The sequence below is a fragment of the Yersinia frederiksenii ATCC 33641 genome, from assembly GCF_000754805.1.
GTDB lineage: Bacteria > Pseudomonadota > Gammaproteobacteria > Enterobacterales > Enterobacteriaceae > Yersinia > Yersinia frederiksenii.
Genome location: NZ_KN150731.1, coordinates 1,146,372 through 1,161,748, shown reverse-complemented (window position 1 = coordinate 1,161,748; position 15,377 = coordinate 1,146,372). Strand labels below are relative to the sequence as shown.

The following is a 15,377-nucleotide window of genomic DNA, read 5'->3' as shown; positions in this document are numbered from 1 at the left end:
TATGCCTGACCCGCTATCGGGATGTTACTGCTGTCAATTAGCCCGGTATAATGGCACCGGGCATATAAAATGAAGTAGCTTTCTATTACAAGGATGCTAGCCACAAACGCAGCTTCATTCCCCAATAACTGGTCCAACCGCTAGTGTGTTGCACCATCTTTCCCTGATAGAGAATCACCACCGTCGGGGTGACACTGACTTGCCATTGCGCCGATAATTGGCCTTGTGGATCATTAATTACCGGCAATTGATAGCCTTTCTTACTTAACCAGCGCTCCACTTGAGCAGCATCGCCGGAACGTAAGGCGACGGTCAGGACATTTTCACCTTCTTGTACCAACTGATTGACACTGGGTGTGGTGAATTTGCACACGCCACACCATGTCGCCCAGAAATAGATAAGCAAAGGTTTTTCCTGACTCATCTCTTGCAAAGAAACACGCTTCCCTGCCAACGTCTGCAATGCCGTATCCGGCCAGTCTGCCGGAGCCTGTGGGCTGCGCAGCCAATCCATGCCGAGTGAAACCACCGCCACTATAAGCAATAAAATGGCTAACTCTTTACCCCAACGTTTTAGACGACTCATTTACCCGCCTGTGCCAGTTGCTGTTTTACTATCTCCTCTAATTGCTGGTAAGAAATAGCGCCCGGTACCATTTGGTCGCCAATCAAGGTGGCGGGAGTGCCCTGAATTCCCAGTTGGTCAGCCAGTTTCAGGTTAGTGCGCAATACATTCAGGCTTTGCTCACTTGGCTCCACCGGTGTCACTCCGGTTTTTTGCTGTGCTGCAGCAATACTACTGGCATCGTGGAACCCTTTTTTCGCCATCAAGCGCTGATGAAAAGCCAGGAACTGATCTGGATGCTGTTGCCACAGTGTCAATGCCAGTCGGGCGCTGGTTACTGAACTTTCCCCTTTAAATGGCAAGGGTTTTATCACCACCGCCACCTGCGGGTACTCTTTCACTAACTTTTCCAACAGCGGATCAAATGTCTTGCAAAATGGGCAGTTGTAATCAGTAAAAGACACCAACGTCAGTTGCGGTGCCGTTGCACCAAAGCGTGGACTACCGGGGTCCTGGTACAGAGCTTGCTTATTGGCGGTGATAAACTGGCTCAGCTGTTGCCCTTGGGCTTCATTAGCTTGCTGTTGCCAGGCATTGACTGATTGCTCCAAAATATCGGGGTTCGATATCAGCGTCTCACGGATCAGTTCTTTGATACGGACCTCTTGTTCTGGAGTAAAAGGGGCCGCGGCCCACAATGGCGTAGAAAACAGCAGGAACAACCACACAGTTAAGATTCTCATTTTTCATTTCCTTTAGCGTCGGCCAACACTTTTAATAAAACATCACGATCCAGCAGAGGAGAAAGTACGGTTCCCTGCGGCTGTTGTGGTCCATAAATTTGATTAAACGGGATAGCGACACTGCCGCGTTCACGTAGAAACTCAGTGATATCAGCAGAGGGACGAGTCCAATCTCCGCGTAGCGCCACCACATCCGGTGCTTGCAGGGCTTGCTGCACATCATCACGCATTAGCACGTGTATCTTGTTAACTTTGCAGGTCACACACCAATCAGCAGTGACATCAACAAACACCCTTTTATGCTCAGTCAGTGCCTTTTTAATGGCAGACTCGGTTAATGGCTGCCATGGAATATTGTCATGCAGCGGCTTGCGCCATAAGTCGGCTGTCAACGACCCGACCAACAGCAATCCGCCCATCACCAAGGCACCGATTAGGCTGACGATAGCGGCGATACGAATGCCATAACGCCAGCCAATAGCCAGTAACAGCGCCAGTATTAACATTCCGGCAATGAACATCACAGTTTGCAGGCCAACATGGCTGACCATCAAACTCAGCAACCACAGACTGGACACCAACATCAGCACGCCCATCGCAATTCGAAGATGACTCATCCAACGACCGGGACGTGGCAGACACAGTGCCAATTTTGGCCATGCGGCAACAGCCAGCCACGGCAGGCTCATGCCCACACCGAGAGCAGTAAAAATTCCCCACAATGCGGGCAATGGCGCCGCCAATGCAAAAGCCACCGCAGTACCGAGAAACGGTGCCGAGCAAGGTGTGGCCAATAAGGTTGCTAGTGCGCCCTGCCCAAAGTGCCCTGCCATACCGCGCAAGCCCGGCTTTTCAACTCGTGGAGCGGCAATGCGGGAGTTTAGCGATGAAGAGAGCTGGATTTCGAATAGACCAAATAGATTGGCGGTGAAGAGTGCGGTGACTAACACCATAAAGCCGATAAACCACGGGTTTTGGAACTGAATCCCCCAACCAAGAGCATGGTTACCTAAACGCAAGGCGGTCATCAACAAGGCCAGTAACCAGAATGAAGTGACTATTCCGGCACTTGAGGCAAGAAACTGCCAGCGCACCTGACGGCGTGTTTGATGTTCAGTTTGCAGAATTGAGCTTAGCTTCATCGCTAATACTGGCAGCACACAAGGCATCAAGTTAAGAATTAACCCACCCGCTAGCGCCATGAATACCCAAGACCAAAAAGTTGTCGTGGATTGCGGTAAAGTCAGTGCTTGCCCGATAGTCACGGTGGCCTCTTGCGCCAGCCCCCCATCGGTAATCACCATAGTAAGCTGCTTTCCGCGCAGGTCCGCAGTGCCTTCTCCCCAACCATCGGTTGCGGGCACTCGTACCGATAACTGATTGCCATGCACGGCAACTATCGGCTTACCGAGATCAACATCCTCTAGCGTATCGAAGAACAGCTCTGGCCGCTGCCAGCCCTCATCACGCTGGGCGAGAATTTGCACTTCACTCTGACTAAAACCAGCCTGAATCTGCTTAGTCAGCGCGTTGGCAATGGGCACCTGCCCCATCGCCTGCGCAAAATCATGTTCGAATTGTTGTTGATTTTCCGCACTGACCGCCGAGGAAAGGTCGAGGCTAAACGGGTAGTCAGTCAAAATACAGACATTGCTGCAAGTCGAGAGGGTCAGTATTCCGCCCAATGTGCTGGGAACTTTACCGGCAATCACTATCGGTATCATCGCCTGCTCATGATATCCCTGAGTCGAAATCCCAGAGACATCAAAGCGTTGCGGAACTGGCCAGTACCACTTAACCGCCTCAAGAGGTGGCGTCCAAGTTATGGTGGGAGCAATCCCGCCTTCACCCGGTGAACGCCAATACGTTTTCCACCCCTTTTCCAGTTGGACGGTCAGTAACATTCGGGTTTCATTGCCAACCGAAGGCTCGGCACGAATCCGAACTTTGGCATGATCATTTTGCGGGCTGACTAACCAGCCGCTGTCTGCAGCCCAAAGGGTTGGCATCCACAACAGTAACAGACAGAGCAAAGCTGTCTTGCTTAAATTGCGCATAAATCTCTCCATGAATAAATTAAGCACAGCAACAATGACGTCGCTATGATTATTCGCAATACGCAGTTTCTATAATAAAAACAGCGAATTATGAAATACAGTTATTCAAAAGGTCAGACTATTCTCGGAAAATGCACAATCTTAGATGCACCCGCAAACCGCTGGGTGAAATGACTCTAGGTGGCGGGAACCGTAAACTGCTCGGTACTATTGGTACCAACAACAGCAACAGCAGACCCAGAGAGAAAATCGCTAATTCGAACAGGACGGGCGGTGAGGCCAGTAGGGATTTGGCGCTCAGTTCACAAGGTGTCGGCGCTTCTTCTCCATCGGCTATAACCTGTGATGACGATGTTAAGAGAAGAGTTTTTTCCAACGCGTGCAAGCTGGCAATGCGTTGAGTCATACAAACCAGTATGACCAGGCAAGCCAGACAGAGGAACCATTTTGCGGCACGTTGACGTTTAAACATTCTTGTTACTTAATAATTCCGTTCAGTTATAGCGCTTCATCTTAACGATATAATTATCATTATCAATGCTTGGTTGGTAAACAAAGGTCAATTTAGGTGATGTTCTATTCAGTAGATAAGGTTGGATGATTGGTTCGAGTGAGTGATTGGTTCGGCTGTTAAAATTCACCGTTCACTTCACTGCCGGCAACTTGCCGGCTAATCGAACCGGCGCTGAGATAGCCACTCATCTCATGTCAACCGACCCATTCACTAAACCAAAAATGAACTGAACTAAAACCAAATCCAATAAGAATATATTGGTTACTCGCATTTACAGGTATTATACCCGCAGCCTACGTCTCGCACCGGGCCACCGATAAATCTCCTCCACTGCGAAGGACAGGTTATATGCAACCTTTGAACGGCTCAGGTGTCCCCATTGCCACAGATCGCAATGTTGCGCCGACTAAAATGCTCTCTCCAGGCCAAGTGGAAGATCAAGCGCTGACCCCTGCGCAGCGCACCACACTAGAAAAGCTAATCGTGCGGATTATGGCTCTTAGCCCGATAAAATCAGCCGAGATTTGGGCCGGCCTGCGCCATGACCTATCCCTTGGCAGCACCAGTGATTTATTGGCTCGCCACTTCCAACCTGCTGAGCAACTGCTACAAACCCGGTTATCACAAGCTCAGGAGAATCACGCCAATCACCAATTACGCCAGCAACTGACTGAATTACTGCCCCAAGGTAATAACCGGCAAGCGGTCAGCGATTTCATTCGCCAGCAATTTGGCCATACGGTATTAAGTCAGTTAACCCATGCGCAGTTGCAACAAGTATTAGTTCTGTTGCAATCCGGTACCTTGAATATTCCACAGCCACAATTGACGACGATAACTGACAGACCCTTGCTGCCTGCGGAACAGCAAAGTATTCAATCTCTGGTGGCTAAACTCAGTGCTGCCACGGGTGAACAGCCGGTTAAAATCTGGCAGGCCCTGTTTGACCTGGTGGGAGTGAAAAGTCATGATCCATTACCCGCGCGGCATTTCCAGATACTCAGTCAGTTCTTGCAAACCAAAGTTGCCCTAAGCCAGCAAACGGCTCCTACGTTGGTCAATCTGCAAACTGCACTGAAGCAACCTGCCGATGCACAGGAGCAACAGCTATTAATTGATTACAGTCAGAATCGTTTTCAGGCCAGCCCAACTACACCACTGACTCAAGCGCAGCTAAATGACATTATCAATGTTCTTTTTGCCGCCAGATTAGACCGTGCCAACGCAGCTCAGCGCTTAGCTGAAGATCAGAAAATCATTCAGCCGCTGATAAATCCACTCATTGCTGCACTGCCTCAATCGTTACAACCTTGGTTGCAAAAACCATCACTGGCATTTGTTATGCTGATTATTGTCATGGTTTTTTTATTAGCGATCTTTCTTTAATCCGTAGTGAGCAGTAGCCTGTTGGCTTAGGTTCTGTTGCCTGAGCCAACACACTGATGCCAAGAATATCAAAGTACTAATAATCCCCAGCCCACCGCGGCACTCCAGAATAAGAATGGCAGTGAATAAGCATGGAATTTCAACCAAATGGCCGGTTCACCGGACATTCTGAGCGCAATTAAATTCGCCATAGACCCCAAGGCAAAACCAAAGCCACCAATATTGACGGCAAAGGCGACCAATGCACTGGAGGGGAGATAATTCAGTAATAAAATCGTGGCGGGGACATTACTTATTATTTGAGATAAACCGATACCCAGCATATAGGCTGCTGCCGCAGACAAAGTTTTAATTTCACCAAATAATGACTGTAAACCGGGTAATTCCGTCAGTAAGCGCACATCAACAAACATCGCCATAAAGACCACTATCAGGCTCCAATCTATGGCCAATAAAACCCGACGAGCCAACAGTAATAAACCTGCAAAAACAATCAGTAATCCATAACTCGCCCAGCCTAGATCTACGCAGATAATAAAAATCACATACAGCGTCAGGCAACTGAGTAATAGGCGAAATTGATAGGGATAAATTGGGCTAGAGGTATGCTTATTAAGCTTGCGTGCTGGGAAACGCCACCAAGTTACCGCTAACAAAGTTAATAGAATAATCGCGGCCAAGGGAGCCATCTGGCGGGTAAAACCAATAAAAGAGAGGTCGGAACGGCTCCATAATAGAATATTTTGTGGGTTACCAATTGGCGTTAATAGCGAACCCGCATTCACTGCCAACGCAGAGAAAATAATCAGGCGGGAAACCGGTAAAGAGGATATCTTTTTCAATGTCAGGATCAGTGGAACAATGATAAACAGCGCCACATCATTCGTCAGAAAAGATGATAATACCGCCGCTGACAAGACTAGAAATAGCGCCAAATGCCGCTCGGTATGCAATGTGTTTATAATCTTACGACCAATAAAATCGAAGTAACCGCTAACCTCAACCCCTTTAGTCAGTAGCATTAATCCCAATAACGTGACAATCGTTGTCCAGTCAATAAACTGCGGGAATTCAGCCACTTTTGCTGGCATCACGGCGGTTAAACCGATCCCCAGGATTAACAAGATATGTAGCAGACGGTCTTTCAGAAAAGGACTGAGAAGCGTTTTTATTGCATGCTGAGTGGTAGCAAATAATGTCATCAGATAATCTACAAATAACCAAGGCTGGCAAAGAAAAGCCACGTTAGCGCAGCCAATCTTTTTATGCCAGCCCCAGTTAACAGCTAAATCCTATTGTTCAGCCGCGTCGAACTAGATCTGAGTATTTCTTTTTACCGCTTTTCTGAAGTCATCCATGGAACAGAAGCCTTTGGCGTCAATCGGGCAACCTTCTATTTCCAACGTGACACGTTTTGGCGGAGCCTGAAGTGACAACGGTGTTTTATTACGAATTTGCTCGGTCGACAGATAGATATATTCAATCTTCATCAGATCTTTATTTTGTTTAATATCTTTCCAGCGTTCAAATACTACCTTGCCGCTGATTGGGGTTCTCTCAAATTGATCTGGCAGTTGGTACTCTTTGGTTTTGAGCGCAGCTAACAAGGACGCAATATTGGAGTCATGACCAACTAATATCGCCAACTTGGCTTTTTGTGCCGCTGACTCATTCGGTGTTTTATCACCTACGGGATCAAGAGCGGAACTGATAAAACCCACTAACTTCTCGGCTGCATTATCTGCAATGGCCGGGGAGCCAAATAATGTTTCATGATAGAGGTTCTTGATATCGATTAATTTGCGCCACTCTTCCGCCGACTGAATTCGCCCCCAAGCCACCTCTTTTGCCGGGAAACCTTCATAGTATTGCAACATAAATGCATCAGAGGCACCGGTACCCAATTTCAATGGGCCAGTAATACCCGGTTCTTTATTCTGCACTAATACAATCTCAGTCGGCTGGTTGCTCCAATCACATTTTTTATCGACCAGACACGCCGGTGAGTTTTTATAATCCAGTACCTTAGAGAGTAAATCATAATTAGGCTGTAGCCGTTTGTTCAAGCCCTCTACCCCACCCGGCCCCGCATGCTGGTTAATAGAAGCCAAGGCTTTTTCTTTAAATTCTGGGGTGATATCCAGGGTAATAATCGGGTTAAAGACAGGGTCCATCTTGCCTATCTCTTTTTGATGGGCAACTGGCTCATTACAACCTGGAAAAGCACCAAAGAGGAAATGCTGCGCGGTATCAATCGTTCTTGGCAAACTGTTGGCATACGTAAATACAGTGGTCGGAGCCGGGCATCCAGCTGATTTCAGAAGTTTGGTTTCTGCCAACCACTGGCGGAAATACCCACCCATCATCGCCTCAAGCTCGGCTCCTTTTGGCGTCAGGTAGCCTCCTGGAGTACTCCATTCTGGCCATTTATCTGGCGTTGCGCTGGAAAGCATATCGCCATAATTTACCAGAGGTGCACGTATACCGTGCCGACTCATCACTAAAACCTGTTCAAGTTTATAATTGCCGATTTTATCCTGAACCCCTACCTTATCTTGAGCTGCAATATTGACCGAAGTCGGTAAGAGTATTGCCAATAAGGTCAGGGCATAGGCCGTCTTTACTTTTATCATCCCAAACTCCATCATCCGTTGGTGGTATAAGCAGTAAATAGACTGTTCGATTGCTACAGATTTGTTACAACAGAGATAATAGACGCAAGGAAGAGGTAAAAGTGGAGTCTTATCACAGTTCCACTTATTATTTTATGCAGATGATTCTTGGTATTACCGAAGATTTGGATTGTTACCTTGGTCAGCACTGACCCTTATGTGGTGCTAAGTTCAGTGCTAACGTTATTCTCTATCAGGCAGTTTTTTATCAAATGAATCAAACTCTGAGCAGTCAGTAATTATTTCCTACCCGGCATATCAGGGATGATCAGATCCCCGCGTAGTGCATACGAACCCAATACATTCTCAGTTTTCTTATTAAGCCACGTCACTATTTTTGCCGCCATCGCATCCATAGAATATTCAATCGCTGGAATCGTCGGGATCCCCGGATAATGTAATGAACCGGCAAGGCTAAATACCATGATGTCATCTGGAACTGATTTATTAAATGCCTGTAGCTGGGGGATAACATTCTGAGCTTCCTGTTCATCAGCTACCAACAGAGCATTAAAATTAAGTGTTGCGCTACTATTGAGTAAGACTTGTAATGCAACCGACGAAGAGGATGAATCCATAAAAATCAAATCGCGGTTAAAGGGCAAAAAGTTACTTTCCAATGCGCGCTTATACCCTAGCAGCACATCATCCACATAACCGCTGGTGTCAGGATTAATTAAAGCAATCTTTCTTCTACCCTGCTTTATTAGATAATTACAGGCGGTCTCTGCGGCAAATGCATGGTCGAACTGGATACTGTTAGTGGCATCGGCATCCATACAGTCAACCAGAATAATACTGTCATCCGCGAGATTTAGAGGAAAGCGAGCGCCAATAACCAGCACGTCATCACACAACCCGCAGGTCAGTTCATCAAGTGCCTGCATAACTTCAGATCTGTTATTGGCAAAACGCAGTAACAAATGTTTTTGATGCTGGCTCAGGTGCTTTTCAAGGGCATATAAATAACCCGTCGTTTGGTTAATATTCTCTTGCGCACAGATAACACCAATACAACCTGTTGACTGGCTTAATAGTGATTGCGCGATTACATTTGGCCGATAATTCAGCTCTTCTACCGCTTTTAGTACGGCAAGACGGCTAGCTTCCTTAACGCCGCGCGAACCACTCAACACCCGTGATACTGTGGCTTTAGAAACCCCAGCTAAACGTGATACATCGTTGATTGTAGACATGATTCTCTCCTAGCAGGCTTTAGTCCTTGCCTGTCATTCCTAAATACAGCTCAGGCCCATCTATTGCAGCCTCATTGAGTATAATCGTTTCCATTTAGCATGGAAACCGAATTTCCATCCTCATCCAAAATAGTTATCCAACCATCAAAGCTGTGATGTCCATCAAATAAATAATCCCTATATATACTGGACTTTGATGGCTATCACAGTTCCACTCACTGCGGATGGAAAACGGTTTCCGTATGATATCCAATAATTCCCGAAACAGCCGCTTTGATAAAACGGAAAACGGTTTCCTCAGAGTGTCAAAACGTGATGAGCAAAGTGCCAAAACGTTATTTGTAATGATTTTTTTTATTTTGAGGATGGTTGTAGATGTTCAAGATTATGTTGTGTTGTTCCGCCGGTATGTCCACCAGCATGCTGGTCAGGAAAATGCGGACTGTTGCTGAAGAAAAAGGAATACCTGTAGAGATTGATGCGTTTGGTGTCTCTGAATTTGATATTCAGTTTCCGCGTTATCAGGTAGTTCTGCTCGGGCCGCAGGTGAAATACATGTTAGGTATGCTCTCAGAAAAGGCAGCGGTTCACGGTATTCCCGTTCAGCCCATCGATATGATGGACTACGGTATGCAGCGTGCCGATAAAGTATTGGATTATGCTATGTCGCTCATTGACGCGACTCACTAAGAAGGTATTCACATGAGTTCTTTATATCAATCAATGGTTGCTGTTATTGAACAATCAATTACACCGCTAGCCGGGCGGCTAGGACAGCAAAAATACGTTATTGCTATTCGTGATGGTTTTACTGCTGCACTGCCTTTCATGATCATCGGCTCATTTATGTTGGTATTTATTTTCCCGCCCTTCTCTGCCGAAACGACAGTAGGATTCGCCCGAGCCTGGCTGGATTTCTCTCAGACCTACCGCGAACAACTGATGCTGCCTTTTAACCTGAGCATGGGGGTGATGACATTATTCATTTCTGTCGGGGTTGGCGCGAGTCTGGGGCGGCAGTTTAATCTTGATCCAGTGATGACTGGCCTGCTGGCATTCATGGCGTTTATGCTCGTCGCAGCACCTTATGCCGATGGCAAAATCTCTACCCAGTATCTTTCTGGTCAAGGGATCTTTACTGCGCTGATTACCGCTATTTATTCCACCCGTGTTTATGCCGCACTGAAACAACACAATATTACGATTCGTCTGCCGAAAGAGGTTCCTACCGGCGTGGCACGTTCTTTTGAAATACTGATCCCGGTATTAGTCATCATTGGTACCTTGCATCCACTCAATTTATTTATTGAGTCGCAAACTGGCATGATCATTCCAGAAGCCATTATGCATTTACTGGCACCACTGGTATCAGCATCCGACTCTCTGCCTGCAATGTTACTGTCAGTATTACTGTGCCAAATTTTCTGGTTCTCTGGTATTCACGGTTCAATGATTGTCACTGGCATTATGAGCCCGTTCTGGATGACTAATCTGGCAGCAAACCAGGCTGCATTAGCTGCAGGAGCAGCCTTACCGCATATCTATCTACAAGGTTTCTGGGATCACTATCTGCTGATTGGCGGCGTGGGTTCGACATTGCCACTCGCTTTCCTGCTGCTGCGTAGCAAAGTCACCCACTTACGTACCATTGGTAAATTAGGCGTTGTGCCAAGCTTCTTCAACATTAACGAACCTATTCTGTTTGGTGCGCCAATCATTATGAACCCAATCATGTTCATACCATTTATTTCCGTACCGATGATCAATGCCATTTTGGCTTATACCGCCACTAAATTTGGTTGGTTGGCGCAAGTAGTTTCCTTAACCCCCTGGACTACACCAGCACCCATTGGGGCTTCCTGGGCGGCGAACTGGGCCTTTAGCCCGGTGGTTATGTGCCTGATATGTATGGCGGTTTCCGCACTGATCTATCTGCCATTCCTGCGTGCTTATGAACATTCTTTGTTAAAAATCGAAGGGGAAAAAAGTTTAAATAACGTCCCATCGCTCTCAGATACCGTCCGTAGCAACTGATAACGACAAGAGAAAAAACCAATGAAATACCAATTTCCAGATAACTTCTGGTGGGGTAGTGCCAGTTCTGCACTGCAAACCGAAGGTGAAAGTCTGCAAGGTGGCAAAAGTCCCACAACTTGGGATGCCTGGTTCGCCAACCAACCTTCGCGCTTTCACCAGCAGATTGGCCCAAATGACACATCGACATTCTATCGACACTGGCAACAGGATATTGCGTTACTCAAGCAACTTAACCACAACAGCTTTCGCACCTCGCTAAGTTGGGCACGGTTAATCCCAACGGGAGTCGGTGAAGTCAATCCAGAAGCCGTTAGCTTTTATAACAATGTGATAGACGAACTTTTGGCGCAAGGTATTACACCATTCATTACTCTGTTCCACTTCGATATGCCGATGGCAATGCAGGAGATTGGCGGCTGGGAAAACCGTGAAGTGATCGATGCCTGGAAGCACTATGCCCAAGTGTGCTTTGAACTGTTCGGTGATCGAGTTAAACATTGGTTTACCTTCAATGAACCTATCGTGCCAGTGGAAGGCGGTTATCTGTATGACTTCCATTACCCTAATGTGGTGGATTTCAGACGCGCAGCAACAGTGGCCTACCACACCGTGTTGGCACATGCGACAGCGGTTAAAGCTTATCGGGCGGGTCAGTATAAAGGCGAGATTGGTATTGTACTTAACCTGACACCATCCTATCCGCGCTCGCAGAATCCGGCGGATCTAAAGGCCGCGGAATATGCAGACCTGTTGTTTAATCGCAGCTTCCTTGATCCGGCATTGCGCGGTGAGTATCCACAGGAGTTAATTGACTTATTGTGTGATTATGACCAAATGCCAGTACGCCAACAAGGGGATAAAGCTCTGATTGCGGAAGGTAAAATTGACCTTTTGGGGATTAATTACTATCAGCCGCGCCGTGTAAAATGTCGTGATAGTGCAGTCAATCCACAGGCACCGTTTATGCCAGAATGGCTGTTTGATGCTTACGAAATGCCCGGACGGAAAATGAACCCTTACCGTGGCTGGGAAATTTATGAAGCAGGGATTTACGACATCCTAACCAATTTACGACTTAATTATGGTAACCCTCGCTGCTTTATTTCCGAGAATGGTATGGGTGTTGAAAATGAAGAGCGTTTTTTACAAGATGGAATAATTAACGACCAATATCGAATAGATTTTGTTTCCGACCATTTAAAATGGCTGCATAAAGGTATTAGTGAAGGTTGTCATTGCCTTGGCTACCATATGTGGACTTTTATTGATAATTGGTCATGGTGTAATGGTTATAAAAATCGTTATGGTTTCGTTCAATTAGATCTATCCAGTCAGAAACGAACCGTCAAGAAAAGCGGCGAATGGTTTACCACTACTGCGGCTAATAATGGTTTTGATTAACGTCAATAGGTTTAATTAATGTAGGAATAAATAATGGTTGAGTTAGAAGAAGCAGTAATGGAAATTATTGTTAATGCCGGACAATCTCGTAGTCTCTGTTTTGAAGCTCTTCAGGCTGCACGTAAAGGCGACATTGACCGTGCCAAAAGCTTGTTGCTAGAGGCTGACGACTTTGCCCGCCGGGCACACCATATGCAAACCAAGCTGATTGAACAAGATGCTGGTGAAGCCAAACAACCGATGACATTAATTATGGTTCATGCTCAGGATCATTTAATGACATCTTTATTGGCACGCGAATTATCGGAAGAAATCATTCATCTTTATCAGCGTTAATATTAAAGAAAAACAAATATAACAATATCATCCATTTTTAACGGAGAGATTATTACGCGAAAATTAAAATAAAACTCAATAAAATACATTATAAAAACAACCTTATTCTGGTGATGGCATAACTATCCTGTCTAATCCGAACAGGATAGTTATTATCTAAATAATACTTTATTAAATTGAGATAGCGATGAAAATATTTAAACAGCTTCCATTAACAATGGCGGTTATCGCCGCACTTTGCCCTATTTCTGTATTTGCTCAAGGAACGACACAAACAACACAGGAATTAATCACTCCTGAACAATTAAATAAAATTGTGGCGCAGGCAGTGGAAAAAGCACTGGCAGAGCGTCAGGAAAAAATAGACTCGGCACTGGTTAAAAAGAAAAATGTCGATATCGTTGATACCTCAGCAATCAAGCCATCACCAGAGACGGAAATACCTTATGGTCTAAAATTCAATGCCTATGCGCGCTACGGTGCACATTTCCAGGCGGGTGATCAAAAATATATTGGCGTGGATGGCTCCTATAATGGTTCCTCAGCCATTGGCCGTCTGGGTAATGAGGGCAATGGTGGGGAATTCCAACTCTCTAAAGCCTTTAAAGGCAGCAATGGTGCACTCTGGGATGTGGTGGTCATGCTTGACCATTGGGGTGATGAAGTTAACCTGAAAAAAGCTTATGCCGGTGTCACTAACCTGTTTGACTCTCAACCTAATGCTTATTTATGGGCTGGTCGTGATTTCCACCAACGTCCACAACAAGGCATTAACGACTATTTCTGGATGACCCATGATGGACAAGGTGCCGGGATTAAAAACCTGGATCTTGGTGTTCTGCAACTCGATGCCGCGGCGGTAGGCTCAGTACAATCTTGTAGTCCACAAGTGATCGCCGACCAAACTAACCCATCACGCATTACCTGTACCGGCGGCTCTGGAACGGGCGATAACGGCCACTATGCTCTGACATCAAAAATCCATGGTGTGAAAATGGGGCCAATAGATTTTGAGCTTTATACCAACTATGGTTTTGATTCTAAAGCGATTGAGAGCGAAGAAAAACTGAAAGCCTGGCAGACTGCAGTGGTGCTGAGCCACAAGGGTACCAATATCGAAAACAAATGGGTTACCCGCTATTCAGACAACTCAGATAATAGCGTCTACAGCAAAACCAGCGATCTTCGTACCGTTTATACCAGCCTTGAAGGGACCTATAAATTCACACCACAAACATCTGTTACTTATCTCGCCGCGTTCCATGATTACGACAGAAGCAATCATAATGAAGACAACCGTCGCAACTATGGTGTGATTGTTCGTCCGATGCACTTCTGGAACGATGTCCATTCGACCTGGCTTGAAGCAGGCTATCAACGGGTCGATTACGAAACAGGTGGCGACAACCGAGGTTGGAAGCTGACTCTATCTCAGAATATCTCTATCGATATGGGTGCTGATTTCAGGCCAATGCTGCGCTTCTATGTCACCGGTGGCGAAGTTGACAACAAACATACCGCCACGACTACCGACACGGAAGATACCCGTCTAGACTCCTTTAACATTGGGGCCATGTGGGAAGCCTGGTTCTAGTCCTACTCTCTCAGGGTAGCCGCTTGAGCGGTTACCCTGAGGCAATATCATTTCAAATAAATCCTATCCAGCAATCATAGACCCTGGTTGTCTTAGCGCATATCTGGCTGCTATCTTGATATGCACATGAAACAATATCTCATCAGCTAGTGACACTGGATAGGAATAATAATGAAAATTTTGGGCCTTATTGGCGGAATGAGCTGGGAATCAACTATCCCTTATTACCGAATGATTAATCAGCAGGTCAAAGAGCAATTAGGTGGATTGCACAGCGCCAAAATTATCCTCTACAGTGTGGATTTTCATGATATTGAACAGCTGCAAGCTAAAGGTGATTGGCAAACCGCAGCACAGGTATTGTCTGATGCAGCGGTATCACTAAAACGTGCTGGGGCTGAGGTTATCGTGGTGTGCACTAATACGATGCATAAAGTGGCAGATGATATTGAAACCGCCAGTGGATTACCTTTATTGCATATTGCCGATGCGACTGCGACACAAATTAAGCGACAAGGAATCAGCAAAATCGGTCTGTTAGGCACTCGCTATACCATGGAACAAGATTTCTATCGTGGTCGTTTAATGGAAAAACATGATATTGACGTCATTACCCCAGACAGTGCTGACCGTGAAATCATTAATCGTATTATTTATGAAGAGCTTTGCCTCGGCATTATCAGTGAAAATTCCCGCCAGGAATACCGCCGTATCATGGGTAAATTAGAGCAACAGGGCGTCCAAGGCATTATTTTTGGTTGCACCGAGATTACCTTGCTGGTGAATGCGCAAGATGCCAATGTGCCGGTATTCGATACCACGGCGATACATGCCAAAGCTGCCGCCGAATATGCACTGAAATTCGAATAACTCTGT

Annotated in this window: 14 protein-coding genes; 7 read left to right on the top strand and 7 right to left on the bottom strand. The window is 46.2% G+C overall.

The features are described from left to right. Positions 1-85: 85 nt before the first annotated feature. From DJ58_RS16455 to DJ58_RS0121625, 4 genes are all read right to left on the bottom strand, one after another. The gene (locus DJ58_RS16455) at positions 86-586 is read right to left on the bottom strand and encodes a protein disulfide oxidoreductase (RefSeq protein WP_032910985.1); all 501 of its coding nucleotides are present in this window, start codon (positions 584-586) and stop codon (positions 86-88) included. Next, entirely contained in the window at positions 583-1,308 is a 726-nt protein-coding gene (locus DJ58_RS16460; RefSeq protein ID WP_032910986.1) for a DsbA family protein, read from the bottom strand. Before DJ58_RS16460 ends, DJ58_RS16455 begins: the two co-directional genes overlap by 4 nt. Then, the gene (locus DJ58_RS16465; RefSeq protein ID WP_004708875.1) at positions 1,305-3,365 is read right to left on the bottom strand and encodes a protein-disulfide reductase DsbD family protein; all 2,061 of its coding nucleotides are present in this window, start codon (positions 3,363-3,365) and stop codon (positions 1,305-1,307) included. Before DJ58_RS16465 ends, DJ58_RS16460 begins: the two co-directional genes overlap by 4 nt. A 118-nt stretch (positions 3,366-3,483) precedes the next feature. Next, positions 3,484-3,837 carry a hypothetical protein gene (locus DJ58_RS0121625; protein ID WP_032910987.1) on the bottom strand — a complete coding sequence of 118 codons (354 nt, stop codon included), beginning with the start codon at positions 3,835-3,837 and terminating at the stop codon, positions 3,484-3,486. Between the two features lie 390 nt (positions 3,838-4,227). On the opposite strand from DJ58_RS0121625, the gene flk reads away from it, so the two are divergent. Continuing rightward, the gene (gene flk / locus DJ58_RS16470; RefSeq protein ID WP_004708878.1) at positions 4,228-5,265 is read left to right on the top strand and encodes a flagella biosynthesis regulator Flk; all 1,038 of its coding nucleotides are present in this window, start codon (positions 4,228-4,230) and stop codon (positions 5,263-5,265) included. A 68-nt stretch (positions 5,266-5,333) separates the two neighbouring features. Here flk and DJ58_RS16475 read toward each other — a convergent pair whose 3' ends face one another. The 3 genes from DJ58_RS16475 to DJ58_RS16485 all read right to left on the bottom strand — a co-directional run bounded on the left by DJ58_RS16475 (position 5,334) and on the right by DJ58_RS16485 (position 9,133). Further along, positions 5,334-6,467 carry an SLC13 family permease gene (locus tag DJ58_RS16475; protein WP_032910988.1) on the bottom strand — a complete coding sequence of 378 codons (1,134 nt, stop codon included), beginning with the start codon at positions 6,465-6,467 and terminating at the stop codon, positions 5,334-5,336. A 111-nt stretch (positions 6,468-6,578) separates the two neighbouring features. Continuing rightward, complete coding sequence (agp, locus tag DJ58_RS16480; protein WP_032910989.1) at positions 6,579-7,898, bottom strand: bifunctional glucose-1-phosphatase/inositol phosphatase; 1,320 nt, start codon at positions 7,896-7,898, stop codon at positions 6,579-6,581. Positions 7,899-8,176: 278 nt separating this feature from the next. Further along, positions 8,177-9,133, bottom strand: a complete 957-nt coding sequence (locus tag DJ58_RS16485; protein WP_004708884.1) for a LacI family DNA-binding transcriptional regulator — start codon at positions 9,131-9,133, stop codon at positions 8,177-8,179. Positions 9,134-9,508: 375 nt separating this feature from the next. Here DJ58_RS16485 and DJ58_RS16490 point away from each other — a divergent pair, with 375 nt between their 5' ends. From DJ58_RS16490 to DJ58_RS16515, 6 genes are all read left to right on the top strand, one after another. Further along, a complete protein-coding gene (locus DJ58_RS16490) occupies positions 9,509-9,823 on the top strand; it encodes a PTS sugar transporter subunit IIB (RefSeq protein WP_032910990.1) in 315 nt (104 codons plus the stop codon). Positions 9,824-9,835: 12 nt separating this feature from the next. Continuing rightward, positions 9,836-11,167 carry a PTS sugar transporter subunit IIC gene (locus DJ58_RS16495; RefSeq protein WP_032910991.1) on the top strand — a complete coding sequence of 444 codons (1,332 nt, stop codon included), beginning with the start codon at positions 9,836-9,838 and terminating at the stop codon, positions 11,165-11,167. 21 nt (positions 11,168-11,188) lie between these two features. Continuing rightward, positions 11,189-12,571: a glycoside hydrolase family 1 protein gene (locus tag DJ58_RS16500; RefSeq protein WP_004708890.1), complete on the top strand. Its 1,383-nt coding sequence runs from the start codon at positions 11,189-11,191 to the stop codon at positions 12,569-12,571. 33 nt (positions 12,572-12,604) lie between these two features. Then, entirely contained in the window at positions 12,605-12,907 is a 303-nt protein-coding gene (locus DJ58_RS16505) for a PTS lactose/cellobiose transporter subunit IIA (protein ID WP_004708892.1), read from the top strand. A 187-nt stretch (positions 12,908-13,094) separates the two neighbouring features. Beyond that, a complete protein-coding gene (locus tag DJ58_RS16510) occupies positions 13,095-14,501 on the top strand; it encodes a carbohydrate porin (protein WP_032910992.1) in 1,407 nt (468 codons plus the stop codon). A gap of 171 nt (positions 14,502-14,672) precedes the next feature. Further along, positions 14,673-15,371 carry an aspartate/glutamate racemase family protein gene (locus DJ58_RS16515; RefSeq protein WP_004708895.1) on the top strand — a complete coding sequence of 233 codons (699 nt, stop codon included), beginning with the start codon at positions 14,673-14,675 and terminating at the stop codon, positions 15,369-15,371. The last annotated feature ends 6 nt before the right edge of the window (positions 15,372-15,377 follow it).

Coding starts and splice junctions, on each gene's coding strand:
- DJ58_RS16455 (WP_032910985.1), bottom strand. CDS start 586: ATGAGTCGTCTAAAACGTTGGGGTAAAGAGTTAGCCATTTTATTGCTT.
- DJ58_RS16460 (WP_032910986.1), bottom strand. CDS start 1,308: ATGAGAATCTTAACTGTGTGGTTGTTCCTGCTGTTTTCTACGCCATTG.
- DJ58_RS16465 (WP_004708875.1), bottom strand. CDS start 3,365: ATGCGCAATTTAAGCAAGACAGCTTTGCTCTGTCTGTTACTGTTGTGG.
- DJ58_RS0121625 (WP_032910987.1), bottom strand. CDS start 3,837: ATGTTTAAACGTCAACGTGCCGCAAAATGGTTCCTCTGTCTGGCTTGC.
- flk (WP_004708878.1), top strand. CDS start 4,228: ATGCAACCTTTGAACGGCTCAGGTGTCCCCATTGCCACAGATCGCAAT.
- DJ58_RS16475 (WP_032910988.1), bottom strand. CDS start 6,467: ATGACATTATTTGCTACCACTCAGCATGCAATAAAAACGCTTCTCAGT.
- agp (WP_032910989.1), bottom strand. CDS start 7,898: ATGATAAAAGTAAAGACGGCCTATGCCCTGACCTTATTGGCAATACTC.
- DJ58_RS16485 (WP_004708884.1), bottom strand. CDS start 9,133: ATGTCTACAATCAACGATGTATCACGTTTAGCTGGGGTTTCTAAAGCC.
- DJ58_RS16490 (WP_032910990.1), top strand. CDS start 9,509: ATGTTCAAGATTATGTTGTGTTGTTCCGCCGGTATGTCCACCAGCATG.
- DJ58_RS16495 (WP_032910991.1), top strand. CDS start 9,836: ATGAGTTCTTTATATCAATCAATGGTTGCTGTTATTGAACAATCAATT.
- DJ58_RS16500 (WP_004708890.1), top strand. CDS start 11,189: ATGAAATACCAATTTCCAGATAACTTCTGGTGGGGTAGTGCCAGTTCT.
- DJ58_RS16505 (WP_004708892.1), top strand. CDS start 12,605: ATGGTTGAGTTAGAAGAAGCAGTAATGGAAATTATTGTTAATGCCGGA.
- DJ58_RS16510 (WP_032910992.1), top strand. CDS start 13,095: ATGAAAATATTTAAACAGCTTCCATTAACAATGGCGGTTATCGCCGCA.
- DJ58_RS16515 (WP_004708895.1), top strand. CDS start 14,673: ATGAAAATTTTGGGCCTTATTGGCGGAATGAGCTGGGAATCAACTATC.